The organism is uncultured Caballeronia sp., from assembly GCF_964243625.1.
Classification (GTDB): Bacteria; Pseudomonadota; Gammaproteobacteria; order Burkholderiales; family Burkholderiaceae; genus Caballeronia.
This window is the reverse complement of sequence record NZ_CAXTGZ010000089.1, coordinates 1-15,687: the sequence shown is the minus strand read 5'-3', so window position 1 is coordinate 15,687 and position 15,687 is coordinate 1. Positions and strand designations below refer to the sequence as shown.

Below are 15,687 nucleotides of genomic sequence, written 5' to 3'. Positions count from 1 at the left end.
TTAAAGCACTACATTAAGTGTCGGCATGGAACTATTGTATTAGTTCGTTTTTCATGGCGACAAGATAATAAAAAACCCGCGAAGTCTTGATAGACGACGCGGGTTTTTTGAATGGTGCTTGGTGCCGGAAAGAGGAATCGAACCCCCGACCTTCGCATTACGAATGCGCTGCTCTACCGTCTGAGCTATTCCGGCATCAGAGAAACGAGATTATAAGGACCCTTCGCCGAGTTTGGCAAGACCCCTGGTCAATTCTTTTCTGCGTGATAGCGCGTGACGCGTTCGACCTCGCTTTTCGACCCGAGGAACACCGGGACGCGCTGATGCAAGCTGGTCGGAACGATATCGAGAATGCGCTGTTCGCCATCGGTCGCGGCGCCGCCCGCCTGCTCCACGATGAACGCCATTGGATTCGCTTCGTACATCAGGCGTAACTTGCCCGGACGATCCGGCGTGCGTTTGTCGGCGGGGTACATGAACACGCCGCCACGATTCAGGATGCGATGCACGTCGGCGACCATCGATGCAATCCAGCGCATGTTGAAGTCTTCCTTGCGCGGACCATCCTTGCCTTCGTTCAGTTCGTTCACATACTTCTGCACCGGCGCGTACCAGTGACGGCTGTTCGACGCGTTGATTGCGTATTCGCGCGTTTCAGTGGGAATCTGCATGTTGTTTTGCGTGAGCACCCACGAACCAAGTTCGCGATCGAGCGTGAAGCAGTTGACGCCGTAACCCGTGGTCAGCACGAACACCGTTTGCGGTCCATAAACCGCGTAGCCTGCCGCGACTTGCGCCGAACCCGGCTGCATGAACGCCTCTTCACTCGGCTCCATGCCGTCCGGGCATCGGAGAACGGAGAAGATCGTCCCAATCGATACGTTCACGTCGATGTTCGACGAGCCATCGAGCGGATCGAACGTGAGCAGATAGTTGCCCTTCGGGTAACGATTCGGGATCGGGAAGATCTTTTCCATTTCTTCCGACGCCATCGCGGCGAGGTTGCCGCCCCATTCGTTGGCTTCCAGCAGGATTTCGTTCGAGAGGATGTCGAGCTTCTTCTGCACTTCACCCTGGACGTTCTCGCTGCCGGCCGAGCCGAGCGCTTCGCCCAATGCGCCCTTGCTGACTTGATAGCTGATCTGCTTGCACGCACGCGCCACGACTTCAATCAACAAACGCAGGTCGGCGGGAAGGTTTTGATGTTCGCGCTGCTGCTCAATCAGCAACTTGGTCAGCGTGGTGCGACGGGAAATCGATGAAGGGGTCGACATTGCGTTGGGCTCCGGGAGCGTTAAGACGAATGCCCCAGATTCTACCCGCTCAGCTTGTGTGTCTTGATGTCACAAAAAGCATGGCAGCTATATGGCACAAAAAAACCGGCGCCGAAGCGCCGGTTTTCGCGTGAAAGCCCGCTCTCTGCCAATTATTGACCGAGCGCCTTTTCCACGATTTCACGCACATCCCGCGACTTCACCTTCGACGCGACCTGTTCCAGCGCCGCGTGCGCTCTTTCGCGCAAGGCGGGCGTGTACCGGCGCCATTGTTCGAGCGTGCGTGCAAGGCGCGCGGCGACTTGCGGGTTCATTGCGTCGAGCGCGATCACCTGTTCCGCCCAGAACGCGTAACCGGAACCGTCGGCGGCGTGGAACTGCGCCGGATTGGCGCCGCAGAAGCTGAAGATCAGCGAACGGGCGCGATTCGGGTTTTTCAGCGTGAACGCCTGGTGCTGCATTAGCTTGCGCACGATTTCGAGCACGTTGCGTTTCGGTCCGCCACGTTGCGTGGCTTGCAACGAGAACCATTTGTCGATGACAAGCGGCTCGTTCTCGAAACGTTTGTAGAAGTCGTCGAGCGCTGCATTGGCAGCGGTGGTATCGGCCGAGCCCGATGCGCCCGCCGTCAGCAACGCCGACAATGCCGCCGACCGGTCCGTCATGTTATTCGCGGCGTCGTACTGCGCACTCGCGAGTTCGATGGCGCGGGTCGGGTCGTCGAGCTGGCTCAAGTAGGCGAGGGCGAGGTTCTTCAAGCCGCGTTTGCCGGCGTCGTCCGGGCTCGCGCGATACTCACCCGGCGTCCGGTTGGCTTCGTAGACGGCCAGCCACCGGTCGCGCAGGCTCGTGGCGAGCCGCTGGCTCACGAACACACGTGCTGCATGGACCGCGGCCGGGTCAGAGACGGCCATTTGCTCGGCGAGATATGCCTCCGATGGCAACATCAGCGCGAGTTCCCGGAACGCCGGCGTAAGCGTTTGATCGTCGAGAACCTGGGCGAAGGCTGCGACCACCTGGTCGTCGAGGGTAAGTTCTTCTCCCTTCGATGCCCGGTCCGCCAGCGTCAGCAACTCGCGGGTGGCGAGGCGCTGGCCGGCTTCCCACCGATTGAACGGGTCGCTGTCGTTCGCCAGCAAGAACGCCAGTTGCTCGTTGGTGTAGTCGTATTCGACCACCACCGGCGCCGAGAAATTGCGCAGTAGCGACGGCAATGGTTCTTCCGTCACGTCGGTGAACGTGAACACCTGCTCGGGTTCTGTGAATTCCAGTACACGCGTTGTGCCAAGCGCTTCTTTCTCGCCTTCGAGTTTCAGCGGCAAGTCAGCGCCGCCCTTGCCAATGAGACCGATCGAGAACGGAATCAGCAACGGGCCTTTCTGCGTCGCACGCGCGGCTTCGGATGCCTCGCCGTAACCTTGCTTGAGCGTCAGCGAATAACGTTTGGCGGCAGCGTCGTAGTGCGTGCGCACCGTCACGCGCGGCGTGCCCGCCTGGCTGTACCAGCGTTCGAATTGCGAGAAGTCGCGGCCGTTGGCGTCGGCCATGGCGTAACGGAAGTCGTCGCACGTCACGGCCTGGCCGTCGTGCCGCTGGAAGTACAGATCCATGCCGCGCCGGAAACCGTCGCGTCCGAGCAGCGTCTGGTACATGCGCACGACTTCCGAGCCTTTCTCGTAGACGGTCATCGTGTAGAAGTTATTGATTTCGACGTAGCTTTCCGGGCGCACCGGATGCGCCATCGGGCCCGCGTCTTCGGCAAACTGCATCTGGCGCAGGACCCGTACGTCGTCGATGCGCTTGGTTGCGCGCGCAGCATCCGCGGCGGCGCCCGGCTCGTGGCCGGCGGCCATGTCGGCGGAAAATTCCTGGTCGCGGAAGACCGTCAGGCCTTCCTTCAGGCTCAACTGGAACCAGTCGCGGCAGGTCACGCGGTTGCCGGTCCAGTTATGGAAGTATTCGTGGCCGACGACAGCTTCGATATTGCCGAAATCAATATCGGTCGCCGTTTCCGGATTGGCCAGCACGTACTTCGTGTTGAAGATGTTCAAGCCTTTGTTTTCCATTGCGCCCATGTTGAAGTCGCTGACAGCGACGATCATGAAGCGGTCAAGATCGAGCTCCAGTCCGAAGCGCCGTTCGTCCCATTCAATGGAATGGACCAGCGAATCCATGGCGTGCTGGGTCTTGTCGAGGTCGTGCGGTTCGACCCAGACCTGCAGCAGCTTTTCCTTGCCCGAACCCGTCTTCATGCGCTGTTCGAGCTTGACCAGCTTGCCCGCGACCAGCGCGAACAAGTAACTCGGCTTCTTGAACGGATCTTCCCAGCGGGCGAAGTGCCGGCCGTTTTCCAGATCGCCTTCTTCAATCAGATTGCCATTCGACAGCAAGACTGGATAAGCGGCCTTGTCGGCGCGCAGCGTGACCGTGTAGGTGGACATGACGTCGGGTCGGTCGAGGAAATACGTGATCCGGCGAAAGCCTTCGGCCTCGCATTGCGTAAAGAAATTGCCGCTCGATACATACAGCCCCGACAACGTGGTGTTGGCCGCCGGGTTGCACGTGCTTTCGATGGTCAATTCGAACGAGTCCGGAATATTGTTCACCGATAGACCGTTTTCACTGACACGGACGTCCGCGTGCGGACGTCCGTCAAGCGTGGCGCCAAGGAACTCCATATGTTCGCCAATCAGCTCCAGGCTCGCCGCCGGCGCGGCGTCCGGATTGCGGCGCAGGCGCATGGTGTTGCGCACGACGGTCCGCTCCGGCACGAGATCGAACTCGAGCGCGACGGTGTCGATCAGGAATGCGGGCGGCGTGTAGTCGGCGCGGCGGATTACGGCTGGGGCGGTCGAGTTGGACATGTCGGTTCGAATTGAGTTGGGAGCTGTGCCTCGGCTGCGAGGTGGTCGAGGCGGCCTTGTATCGGACCATTGTACAAAGGCTCGGAGAAACGTGGGCTCGATTCGGGGTCAGCCGAATGGCCTATTCCCCGAACTTCGACAGGGCATTACAGTCTCTTAACAGGTGGGGCAAGGCAATATCCATGCAGCGCTTGTGGCACTGGCTTGGTGGGGCTCGCTAAAAAATCAGCGTAAGAAGATCAACGGAATCAAAGAGGTCGGCCATGGCGTTTGGACGGTTGTGCGGAGAATGGAAAAGTGCGGCGCGCGTTGCGCTGATCGCGGGTTTCGCACTGCTCGGAGGGTGCACGACCTACGTCCAGACGCAGGTCTCTGCGTTTTCGGACTGGTCGGGTAGCGACGCGACCCGGACGTATGCGTTTGCGCGCTCGGCGGAGCAGCAGAACAGCATCGAACAGAAAACGTATGAAGCGCTGGTTGCGAACGAACTCGCGACGCATTCGTTTCGGCAGGTGCCGGATACGAGCGCGACTTATCGGGTCGAGTTGTCGTATTCCATTCGCGGTGACTTCGTGACGGTGCGGCAGCCGGTCTATTACGATCCGTGGCCCATGTACGGCGGCTGGTACGGACGCCCGTACGGAGGCTGGGGTGGTTACGGGGCGTGGGGCGGCTGGGACATGGGCCCGGCGGGATACGTCGATCAAAGTTATCCTGTATTCGTCCACGCGCTGCAGATCCGCCTGACTGATCGGGCAACCGGGCGCGAGGTTTATAAGGTGAGCGCAAGCAATTCGGGCGGCGAAGCGTCGCTGGTGCGGGCCATGCCATATTTGATCCGTAGCGCGCTGACCGATTTCCCGCTGGGTAACGGAACGGTCCGCACGGTGAAGATTCCGCTCGACAAAACCGGGGGTGCCAGCAATGAAACCGCGGTCGCAGCGGGAAGCGCGAGCAAACCGTCAAGCCCGCCGACGGCGGTGCCGGTACCCCTGCAGTAGGCGGTAAAGAAATAAATACCGACGTTAAGGCGGGCTACTTGGCCCGCGCCATCGTTCAGTTTGGGACACTCAAACGGGCGTCAAAATCTGCGTTGCACTGTGCTCGAATGCGGACACAGTGCGGCTCTAACGCGCATCGAATCCGGTGACCCCATATATGCAATTAAACTCGAAACGAGATATATTTCGAGGATGAACAATCCCCGCAACGCTACACTCCGTGCCCTTCCCGAGCCCGCAACCTTGGACGCGCGGCTCGCCCGGCGCCTGGTTACGCCGCTGATCGGCACCCCGATTACCCCCAACCATCTCACCACCTTGCGCCTGCTCATTGGCGTGGTTGGCGCATACTATCTGTCGGTTGGCAGTTTCTGGTCTTGCAGCCTGGGTGCGTTACTAATCGCTGTGTCGAATTTTGTCGATCATACGGACGGTGAATTGGCGCGGATCAGCGGGCAATCCAGCAAGATCGGTCATTTTTACGACCTCGCGTGCGATTCTGTCGTGACGGTGTTGCTGTTTGTAGGACTCGGGTTTTATGTCGGCGTGCATCATCCGTCAATGATCGTCCCGGCCCAATGGCTGGGCGGCGTAGCGGGCGTTGCAGTCGCGCTGATCTTTTTTCTGCGCATGCGAATCGAATCCATGGCGGGTAAAAACGGTACGAAACAGGCGTCCATGGCAGGCTTTGAAACCGAAGACGTTTTGTATCTGTTGCCCGTCGTGACCCTGCTCAATGGCATGACGCCGTTCCTTGTTGCTGCTTCCATCGGCGCGCCGCTGTTTGCAGTGTGGGTCGTGGTGGACTATCTGCGCGTGGTTCGCCGTGCCGCCCGTAATACAGCATCGAGCGGGGACGCCGACGCACAAGACTTGCAGGCTGTTCAATGAATTCAACTGTCAATCCGGCTTCCACGCATAGTTACGGCGGCACGACTGCCGCGCGCAAAGGCGTGCAGGCTGTCGACGAAGCGCTCGCCGCACATTTCCAGCGTTCTGCCGCGGATCTTCAGCCGGCAACGCTGCACAAGACCTTCGATGACCAGGGCGCGTTCCTGTATCTGGAAGACTTCCTGCCAAGCGAGTTCACGGAAAAGCTTGTCGAGGCCGTGCGTGCCGTGACGCCTTCAATCAACCGGAATTACATTCCGGGGCACAAGGCGGGCGGCAGCGTAAGCCGGCACGCAATTGACGAACTGGCGCCGTTCATTGCCGACTTGTACCGGTCTCCCGCGCTGATCAAATGGCTGGAAAAGATCAGCGGCGACACGCTCCAGGAGTCTCCCGCCGACGACCCGCATGCCTACGCGCTGTACTTCTATACGAAGGCGGGCGATCACATCGGCTGGCATTACGACACGTCGTACTACGAAGGCCGCCGTTACACGCTGCTGCTGGGCGTGATGGACGATTCATCGTGCCGCCTCGACTACGAGCTGCACACGCGCACGCCTGAGATTCCGGATCAGCCCGGCTCGGTGCAAATCCCGCCGGGCGGCCTTGTTTTCTTCGATGGCGACAAGCTGCGCCATCGCATCACGCCCGCACGCGCGAATGAATTTCGCGTATCGCTGACTTTCGAGTACGTCACGAATCCGAACATGCGGCCGTGGCAGCGTTTTATCTCGAACATGAAGGATTCGATCGCGTACTTCGGTTTCGGCCAGGTATTCCGCCGCAAAGGCGGGAGGAACGGCGCCGCATGAGCCGCGCTGGAACTGTCCTTCTGTCGCTCGGCGTGGTGTTGTTCATCGCGCTGCTGGGCTGGCAGGGTTTCGGTTCCGTCGCGACGGCGCTTGCGGCCGCTGGCTGGGGACTGCTCGCGGTCGCGGCATTTCATGTGCTGCCGGTCGTGATCGACGCGCTGGCCATCGAAACTCTTTTTCCCCGCAATGAACGCGATGTCACGTTCCGTGACGCATTGCTCGCACGCTGGACCGGCGAGTCCGTCAATAGCCTGATGCCGGCCGGCCAGATAGGCGGCCCCATGCTGATGGTGCGTTATCTCTCGCAGCGCGGCATGCGTGCGCGCGACGCCGCCGCCGTCATCACCGTCAGCACGACCATGCAGTCCGTCGGCCAGATGATTTTCGCAATGATCGGCCTCGCGCTCCTGAGCGGCTATGCATCGGGCGTAGGCATGTTGCTGCCGGTGCTGATCGTGATCGTGGTGTGCTCGCTGATGGTCGTCGGCTTCTTCTTTGCGCAGCGTGCGGGTTTGTTCGGCCGGGCAACGCGTTTTGCTTCCCAGTTTGCCGCGCGCTTTTCAAAGAAGCGCGACTGGTCGTCGCTGGTATCGCGCGCGGAAGCTGTCGATAGCGCCGTGCTCGAGCTCTACAAGAAACCCGGACCGGTCGCCGCGAGTTTCGCGCTGAGCCTGCTGGGCTGGATTGTCGGTACGGGCGAAGTTTGGCTTGCCCTGCATCTGCTCGGCTCGCCGGTTGGGTGGGGCGAAGCGTTGATGCTGGAAAGTCTTGGCCAGGCCATTCGTGGCGCGGCGTTCGCCGTGCCCGGTTCGCTCGGCGTGCAGGAGGGCGGCTACCTGCTGCTCGCGCGCCTGATTGGTTTGCCGCCCGAAGCCGCCCTGGCGCTTTCGCTCGCCAAGCGCGCGCGTGAGTTGCTGCTGGGTTTGCCTGGCATCGTTTATCTTCATTTCGCTGAAAAGGGCTGGCAGCGCCGTCGTCTTGCGCGCGTGCCGGATATCGAATAAAGCCTTACCCATAGGATCAACATGCGCGCAATCATCCTTGCCGCCGGCATGGGATTACGTCTCGTGCAGCCTGAAGGGCAGCAAAAGCCGAAGTGCCTGCTGCGTTTTGGCGAATCGTCGCTGCTTGAACGTCATCTGCAACTGCTGAAAACCGCGGGCGTCGACGAGATCGTTTTTGTACTCGGATTCAAGCACGAAGTGGTTGAAGAAGAACTGGCCACGATCGCCTGGAAGCCGCATACCGAAGTGGTGGTGAACAACGAGTTTTCGCTTGGCAGCGTGTTGTCCGTGCATACGGCGGCCGATGCGTTGACGCGTGGCGGCGACGTGCTCCTGATGGACGCCGACGTGCTTTACGACGAACGCATTCTCGCACCGCTGGTCGCGGGCGCGGGGCCGGTGAACCGCTTGTTGATCGACCGTGATTTCGAAGCGGGCGATGAACCCGTGAAACTCTGCGTGGCGAATGGCGTACCGGTCGAGTTGCGCAAGCAGGTGCTGGCGGATCTGCAGTACGACGTGATTGGCGAATCGGTGGGATTTTTCCGCTTCGATGAAACCGCCGCACGCCGTCTGGCCGAGATCGTCGCGGGATACGTCGCGACGGGTCGCGCGAACCTGCCGCATGAAGAAGCTGTCCGCGATCTGCTGCTGGAACGCAGCCAGGTATTCGACGTCGCCGATGTAACCGGCGCGCCGTGGATCGAAATCGATTTTCAAAACGACGTTAAACGCGCGGCCGACGAAGTCTTGCCGCAACTGCGTCAGCTTGCTGGAGCCCTACGATGAACGCACCGTATCAACTACCCGCGGCTTATGCCCGTTCCCTTCGTCTGCGCGAAATGCTTCAAAGCAATGAGCTCGAATTCCTGATGGAAGCGCACAACGGCTTGTCGGCGCGCATTGTCAAGGAAGCCGGTTTCAAGGCGATCTGGGGGTCGGGCCTGACGATCTCCGCGCAGTTCGGCGTACGCGACAACAACGAAGCAAGCTGGACGCAAGTGGTCGACACGCTCGAGTTCATGGCGGATGCCAGCGACCTTCCTATCCTGCTCGACGGCGACACTGGTTACGGCAACTTCAATAATGTCCGCCGGTTGGTGAAGAAGCTGGAACAGCGCGGTATTGCAGGCGTGTGTATTGAGGACAAGCAGTTTCCCAAGACGAACTCCTTCCTGAACGGTGAGCGCCAGCCGCTCGCCGAGATGGACGAGTTCTGCGGCAAGATCAAGGCCGGCAAGGATTCGCAAAGCGATCCGAATTTCTCGATCGTCGCGCGCGTTGAAGCGCTGATTGCCGGCTGGGGCATGGAAGAGGCGTTAAAGCGCGCCGAGGCTTATCGCCAAGCCGGTGCGGACGCCATCCTGATTCACAGCAAGCTGTCGAAGCCCGACGAGATCCTTACGTTCGCACGCGAATGGGCCGGCCGCGGCCCGCTCGTGATCGTGCCGACCAAGTACTACAGCACGCCAACCGATGTCTTCCGTCAGGCCGGCATCAGCACGGTGATCTGGGCGAACCATTTGCTGCGCGGCGCGGCATCGACCATGCAGGCTATCGCCAAAGAAATCCACACCAGCCAGACGCTCGTGAACGTGGAAGACCGCGTGGCGAGCGTGAACGAGATCTTCCGCCTGCAGGACGCCGAAGAGTATTCGACGGCCGAGGGCGTGTATCTGTCGTCGGCGAGCGCATCGCGTAACGCGGTTGTTCTGGCGGCAAGCCGGGGCGCAGGCCTCGAAGCCGTCACCGCCGACAAACCCAAGGTGATGCTGCCGATCGCGGGCAAGCCGCTGCTGCGCCGCCTGGTCGAAGCGTTCAAGAAGGAAGGCATCAACGACATCACGGTGGTGGGCGGTTATCGCGCGGACGCCATCGATACATCGGGCATTCGTTTGGTTGTGAACGAAAAGCATGAGCAGACGGGCGAACTGGCGTCGCTCGCGTGCGCAGCGAAATCGTTCACGGCCGACACGGTCATCTCGTACGGCGACCTCTTGTTCCGCAGCTACATTCTTCGCGATCTGGTGGAGTCGGACAGCGACTTCTGCGTGGTCGTGGATTCGTCGCAGACGCCGCAAGCCGGGGTTGCATCGACGGACTTTGCGTTCTGCTCCACCGCCGATGACCGCGCGCTCTTCGGCCAGAAAGTCTGGCTCGAAAGCGTCACGAGCTCGGCCGCTCCGGCAAACGTGGAATCGAAAGCGCCGCAAGGCCGCTGGATGGGCTTGCTCAACGTGCGCGGCGCGGGCCGCGAGCGTCTGGTCGCCACGCTCGAACAACTGCAACGACGCGATGACTTCGCCAGGCTCGACATGGCCGCGCTGCTCAACGCACTGATCGCGGCGGGCGAGCGCATCGAAGTGCAATACGTGCATGGCCACTGGCGCGGCGTGAACGACCTCGACGAACTCCGTCAAGCCGGTGACTTCGCTCACGGGCAAGCACCGTACGGATCGAACGGATCGTCGGGCGCGGAGGCAGGCGCGTGATCGAAGCTGCACAATTTGTCGAAGCCGCGCGTGAGCGCGGTTTCGACTGGTACGCGGGCGTGCCGTGCTCGTACCTGACGCCGTTCATCAATTACGTGCTGCAGGACGAGTCGCTGAATTATGTTTCGGCAGCGAACGAGGGTGACGCGGTTGCGTTGATCGCGGGCGTGGCGCTGGGCGCATCGGGCGAGTTCAAGAAGCGGCGCGGTGTGGCGATGATGCAGAACTCCGGGCTCGGCAACGCGGTGAGCCCGCTCACGTCGCTGACCTGGACGTTCAGGCTGCCGCAATTGCTGATCGTCACATGGCGCGGCCAGCCCGGCGTCGCCGATGAACCCCAGCACGCGCTGATGGGTCCGGTCACGCCGGCCATGCTGGACACCATGGAGATTCCATGGGAATTGTTCCCCACCGAAGCCGATGCAATTGGTCCCGCGCTCGATCGTGCGACCGCGCATATGGACAGCACCGGGCGGCCGTATGCGCTCGTGATGCAGAAGGGCAGTGTTGCGCCGTACAAGCTCACGAAGAAGGGCTTGAGCGGCGTGCGCCGGCGTGCTTTGAACGAGCGCGCCGAAGTCGGAACGCAATTCGCTGAAAACGGCGAACTGTCTTCACGCCACGACGCACTGCAACGCGTGATCGCGCATACGCCGAAGGAATCCACGGTCGTGCTGGCATCGACGGGATTTTGCGGGCGCGAACTCTACGCCATTGACGACCGCGACAACCAGTTGTACCTCGTCGGATCAATGGGATGCGTGACGCCCATGGCGCTCGGGCTGGCTTTGTCGCGGCCGGACCTGAACGTGGTCGCGCTCGATGGCGACGGCGCCGCGCTCATGCGCATGGGCGTGTTCGCCACGCTCGGCGCGTACGGCCCGTCGAACCTCACGCACCTGCTGCTCGACAACGGTGCCCACGAGTCGACCGGCGCTCAGGCAACCGTGTCGCCGGGCGTCGAGTTTGCACGCATTGCATCCGCGTGCGGGTACGCGCTGGCGCTCGACGGCGACGATCTTTCGGTCATCGACACGTTGTTCGAAGCAAAGGGTGTCGATGGCGTTCGCTTCGCCCGCCTGTCGATCAGCACCGGCACGCCCGGCGACTTGCCGCGGCCGTCGATCACACCGGAAGACGTGCGCGCGCGCCTGCAAAAACATATCGGACGCTAGACATCATGCTGCTGCTCAACCCCGGCCCTGTCACGCTGACCGAACGCGTGCGCAATAGCCTGCTGCAAACCGACTTGTGCCATCGCGAGCCGGAATTTTTCGATCTGCAGGACGAAGCGCGCTCGCGTTTGCTTGCGGCTTATTCGCTTGATCCGAAGGTCTGGACGGCTGTCTTGATGACGGGTTCGGGCACGGCTGCCGTGGAAAGCATGATCGCCGGAATGGTGCCGCAAGGCGGCCGTTTGCTGGTCATCGAGAATGGTGTCTATGGCGAACGGATTGCGCAGATCGCGACGCAGTACGGAATCGATCACGAGGTCGTGAAGTACGCGTGGATGGACGCGCCGGATGTCGATGCGATCACGGCCAGGCTGGACGGTTTCACGAATGTCGCGATCATCCATCACGAGACGACAACCGGCCGCCTGAACAAGATCGACCAGTTGAGCGCGGCGTGCAAGGCGCGCGGTATCGGCTTGTTGCTCGATGGCGTGAGCAGCTTCGGCGCGGAGCATATCGATTTCGATGGCGGCGGCATCACCGCGGTCGCCGCAACCGCCAACAAATGTCTGCATGGCGTGCCCGGCGCGGCGTTTGTAATCGCGAAACGCGAAGCGCTGAAACACGCCGCGAGCCGCACGTATTACCTCGGCATCACGCGTCTCGCCAGGTTGCAGGACGAACGCAATACGCCGTTCACGCCGTCCGTGCACGCGTATTACGCGCTGGTTGAAGCGCTGCGCGAGTTCGAGGACGAAGGCGGCCTGAACGCGCGCCATGCGCGCTACGCGGCGCTCGCCGAGCAGGCGCGTTCGGGGTTGGCTGCGTTGGGTATCGAAGGCGCGCTGCCGGATGGCGAGTCGTCGGTCGTGTTGCGGGCTTACCGGTTGCCGGTGGGAACCACCTATCCGGTTCTGCACGACGCGTTGAAAACCAAGGGTTTCGTGATCTACGCGGGGCAGGGCGGTTTGTCGAACGAACTGTTCCGCATCTCCACGATGGGCGCTTTGCACGCAGCGGACATCGACCGGCTGATTGCATCGATCGCGAATATCGTGCGTTAAGCCTCAAGGCTTGTGCTCAAACGAAGAAGGCCGCGACAACGCCATGTTGTCGCGGCCTTCTTTTTGAATCTCATCAATCCCGGTTGCAGAAAATCGCGGTGATGAACGGCGCGACATGATGGATGATGGCGTCGCTTCCGGCGGCGCGAACTTTCTGTCTCACTGACTCTTCCCCACCGATAACCACCGCGCCGTAAGCCGATTCCGCGATTGGCGCGCCGGTCCCGGTCTTGAAGATCGCGTCGTCCTTTTGAAATCCGACGACCGCGAACACACCGAAATCGAAGGCGGTCAGATGGCTGTCGCGTGTCGGCTTGAACGCGTTGATGGAGTTGGCTTCCACGCGCATGGGCGTCGCTTCGATGACGTGATCTTGCTGAAGCGGCGCAATGAACGCGTGCGCGTCGGCTTTGCAATCGAGCAATGAGTCCAGCGCGTAAGCCGAAGCGTGCGCGGAGGTTGCGGCAATCAGGACGGTCAAGCCGATTCGGACGGCTCGATAAAGCGGCTTGATGTGTGGCTTCATGAACGGTGGGTAAGCGCTCGGGCGTTGCCAAAGGCTAAACTTTACCGGGAAGCTGACAAACGCGCTCGATCTGTAATTTTGTCCGATCCGGCTTACGCTCTTGTAATGGTTAAATGGCCCCGTCGCGCGTGGTCAGGCTGCAGCCAGCTCCGCAACCGCAGCACGCCGTGCATCTCTTTCATGCACACGCTGCCCCGCCGAATAGGTTTCGAAGACCGCGCGGTCATCGCCCAGCATTGCGAATGCGAACAACAGTTCTTCCAGCGAGTCCGCCCGTGCCGTGCGACGCGCGAGAAGCGGCGTGCCGGCCGGATCCAGCACGACGAAATCGGCTTCACTGCCGGGTTTCAGCGTCCCGACCTTGTCCGCCATATCGAGCACTCGCGCAGCGCCCGTCGTCGCGAGCCAGAACATGCGTGCAGCCGTCAGGTGATGACCTGTCAGGCGCGCAATCTTGTGTGCTTCGCCCATGGTTTGCAGCATCGAAAACGATGTGCCGCCGCCTACGTCGGTGGCGAGCGCGACCGGCATGTTCGCTTTGCCGGCTTTTTCGATATCGAAGAGGCCGCTGCCGAGGAACAGGTTCGATGTCGGGCAATGCGACGCGACCGCGCCGGTCTCGGCCATGCGTTGACGATCGGTATCGTCGAGGTAGATGCAATGGCCGTAGACCGCGCGTTGACGCAGCAGATCGTAGTGATCGTAGATGTCCAGATAGCTTCGATGCCCGGGGAACAGGCTTTCGACCCATTTGATCTCGTCGGTGTTTTCCGCGACGTGGCTCTGGATATATACGTCCTGGTGCTTGCGCGCGAGCACCGCGCAGGCTTCGAGTTGCGCCTCGGTGGAGGTCGGCGCAAAACGTGGCGTGAGCGCATATTCCTGACGTCCGCGGCCATGCCATTTCGCGATGAGTTCGGCGCTGTCGTCGTAACCGGATTGCGCGGTATCTTGCAGATATTCCGGGCAATTACGATCCATCAGCACCTTGCCCGCGATCATGCGCAGATTGCGGGATTCGCTTTCGCCGAAGAAGGCATCGGCGGATTGCTTGTGGACCGTGCAATACACGAGCGCGCTGGTCGTGCCGCACGCGAGAAGTTCATCGATGAAAAATCCTGCCGTCTCGCGTGCATACGCCGGGTCTTCGAACTTGCGCTCGGTCGGAAACGTGTACGTGTTCAACCATGGCAGCAAACCGGGCGCGGGCGACGCGATCATGTCGGTCTGCGGATAGTGAATGTGCGAATCGATGAAGCCCGGCACGATCAGCTTGTCGCGCAGATCCTTGACGATCGCGTCCGGCGCGATCTGAGCGCGCAAGGCCGCATACGCGCCCGCCGCCACCACGCGGCCATTCTCCACGAGCAACAGGCCGTCGGTCTCATACACGGCGTTGCTGTCGGAGAAAGCAGGATCGTCGCGGAACGTGAGAAGTTGCGCGCGGTAGGCGGTCTGGCGGGTGGGCGTAGGCATTTGAAACGTCTCCAGTAAAGCGTGTTATAGCTGTGTCAAAAGCAGCAACGAAAGCGCGGCGACAATCCACATCGCCGGCTTGATTTCTTTTCCGCGGCCCGTGAAGAACTTGATCACGACAAACGCGAGGAATCCGTACGCAATGCCATCGGTGATCGAGTAGGTCAGCGGGATCAGGATCATTGCGAGGAAGGCGGGAATGGCTTCGTCGAAACGGCCCCATTCGATCTTCGTGATCGATTCCATCATGAACACGCCGACAAGCACGAGCGCCGGCGCCGTCGCGATTGCGGGCACGAGCGAGAGCAGCGGCGAGAGGAACAGGAACGGCAGGAAACACAGGCCCGCGATGACCGCGACCAGGCCCGTGCGTCCACCCGCCGAAATCCCCGCCGCCGATTCAATGTAGGCGTTCGCCGGGCTTGTCCCAAGGGGCGCGGAAATCAGTGCGGAGAACGAATCGACCATCATCGATTCGCGGATGTTGCGCGGGTTGCCGTCCTTATCGTAAAGCTTGCCGGCTTCGGAGATCGCCATGAAGGTTGAAAGCGCGTCGAAGAACGACGTGAACAACATGACGAAGATGAACGGCCAGTAGATCACCTTCAGCGAGCCGAAAATATCGAGCTGGCCGAGCGCCGAAAAATCCGGGGCCGAGACCAGGCCGTTCCAGTTCACGAGTGTTTTCGTGGCGATTGCGGCGGGCCAGTATGCCGTGCCGTCGCCCCAGAACCGGCCGATTGGAATCGCAATCACGGTCGTGAAAATGATGCCTAGCATCAGCGCGCCGGTCACCTTGCGCGCGACCAGGATGGTGGTCACGGCCAAGCCGATCAAGAACGTGATCACTACCGGATTCAGCGATGCCGAATGCACGATCGTCACCGGATCGCCGACCACGAACTTCGCATTGACCAGGCCGATCAAGCTGATAAAGAGCCCGATGCCGCACGATACAGCGTGGCGCAGATTCGCCGGAATGGCATCGACGACCAGCTTGCGCGCGTTGAACAACGCCAGGACCGCGAAGATCACGCCGGCCCAGAACACGCAGCCGAGCGCGGTCTGCCACGGCATCTTGCCGCTGTGAACCATGACGAACGCG

The 15,687-nt window shown here is 61.1% G+C and carries 13 protein-coding genes and 1 tRNA gene; 8 read left to right on the top strand and 6 right to left on the bottom strand.

Features of this window, described 5'->3' with window-relative positions; all coding sequences use genetic code 11:
* Positions 1-119: 119 nt before the first annotated feature.
* From ACFFAR_RS08690 to pepN, 3 genes are all read right to left on the bottom strand, one after another.
* Positions 120-195: transfer RNA gene (locus ACFFAR_RS08690), tRNA-Thr, on the bottom strand.
* A 53-nt stretch (positions 196-248) separates the two neighbouring features.
* Positions 249-1,274: a class 1 fructose-bisphosphatase gene (locus ACFFAR_RS08685; protein WP_061998856.1), complete on the bottom strand. Its 1,026-nt coding sequence runs from the start codon at positions 1,272-1,274 to the stop codon at positions 249-251.
* Positions 1,275-1,426: 152 nt separating this feature from the next.
* The gene (gene pepN / locus ACFFAR_RS08680) at positions 1,427-4,138 is read right to left on the bottom strand and encodes an aminopeptidase N (protein ID WP_174364493.1); all 2,712 of its coding nucleotides are present in this window, start codon (positions 4,136-4,138) and stop codon (positions 1,427-1,429) included.
* 263 nt (positions 4,139-4,401) lie between these two features.
* On the opposite strand from pepN, the gene ACFFAR_RS08675 reads away from it, so the two are divergent.
* The 8 genes from ACFFAR_RS08675 (at position 4,402) to ACFFAR_RS08640 (ending at position 12,580) form a co-directional block, all read left to right on the top strand.
* Positions 4,402-5,139 carry a DUF4136 domain-containing protein gene (locus ACFFAR_RS08675; protein WP_174364494.1) on the top strand — a complete coding sequence of 246 codons (738 nt, stop codon included), beginning with the start codon at positions 4,402-4,404 and terminating at the stop codon, positions 5,137-5,139.
* Positions 5,140-5,331: 192 nt separating this feature from the next.
* Complete coding sequence (locus ACFFAR_RS08670) at positions 5,332-6,030, top strand: CDP-alcohol phosphatidyltransferase family protein (RefSeq protein WP_174364495.1); 699 nt, start codon at positions 5,332-5,334, stop codon at positions 6,028-6,030.
* Positions 6,027-6,845, top strand: coding sequence for a 2OG-Fe(II) oxygenase (locus ACFFAR_RS08665; RefSeq protein ID WP_375507755.1), 819 nt, complete (start codon positions 6,027-6,029; stop codon positions 6,843-6,845). The genes ACFFAR_RS08670 and ACFFAR_RS08665 overlap by 4 nt, the downstream gene beginning before the upstream one ends.
* Complete coding sequence (locus tag ACFFAR_RS08660; RefSeq protein WP_061998861.1) at positions 6,842-7,849, top strand: flippase-like domain-containing protein; 1,008 nt, start codon at positions 6,842-6,844, stop codon at positions 7,847-7,849. The genes ACFFAR_RS08665 and ACFFAR_RS08660 overlap by 4 nt, the downstream gene beginning before the upstream one ends.
* A gap of 21 nt (positions 7,850-7,870) precedes the next feature.
* Entirely contained in the window at positions 7,871-8,638 is a 768-nt protein-coding gene (locus ACFFAR_RS08655) for an NTP transferase domain-containing protein (RefSeq protein ID WP_174363969.1), read from the top strand.
* A complete protein-coding gene (aepX, locus tag ACFFAR_RS08650) occupies positions 8,635-10,341 on the top strand; it encodes a phosphoenolpyruvate mutase (RefSeq protein WP_075359616.1) in 1,707 nt (568 codons plus the stop codon). Before ACFFAR_RS08655 ends, aepX begins: the two co-directional genes overlap by 4 nt.
* Complete coding sequence (gene aepY, locus ACFFAR_RS08645) at positions 10,338-11,516, top strand: phosphonopyruvate decarboxylase (RefSeq protein WP_174363970.1); 1,179 nt, start codon at positions 10,338-10,340, stop codon at positions 11,514-11,516. The genes aepX and aepY overlap by 4 nt, the downstream gene beginning before the upstream one ends.
* A 5-nt stretch (positions 11,517-11,521) precedes the next feature.
* The gene (locus ACFFAR_RS08640; RefSeq protein ID WP_375507754.1) at positions 11,522-12,580 is read left to right on the top strand and encodes a 2-aminoethylphosphonate aminotransferase; all 1,059 of its coding nucleotides are present in this window, start codon (positions 11,522-11,524) and stop codon (positions 12,578-12,580) included.
* Positions 12,581-12,653: 73 nt separating this feature from the next.
* Here ACFFAR_RS08640 and ACFFAR_RS08635 read toward each other — a convergent pair whose 3' ends face one another.
* The 3 genes from ACFFAR_RS08635 to ACFFAR_RS08625 form a co-directional block, all read right to left on the bottom strand.
* Complete coding sequence (locus ACFFAR_RS08635; RefSeq protein ID WP_075359613.1) at positions 12,654-13,106, bottom strand: hypothetical protein; 453 nt, start codon at positions 13,104-13,106, stop codon at positions 12,654-12,656.
* Between the two features lie 132 nt (positions 13,107-13,238).
* A complete protein-coding gene (guaD, locus tag ACFFAR_RS08630; RefSeq protein WP_086381962.1) occupies positions 13,239-14,582 on the bottom strand; it encodes a guanine deaminase in 1,344 nt (447 codons plus the stop codon).
* A gap of 24 nt (positions 14,583-14,606) precedes the next feature.
* On the bottom strand, positions 14,607-15,687 hold a 1,081-nt coding region (locus ACFFAR_RS08625; RefSeq protein ID WP_375507753.1), incomplete at its 5' end, for an NCS2 family permease.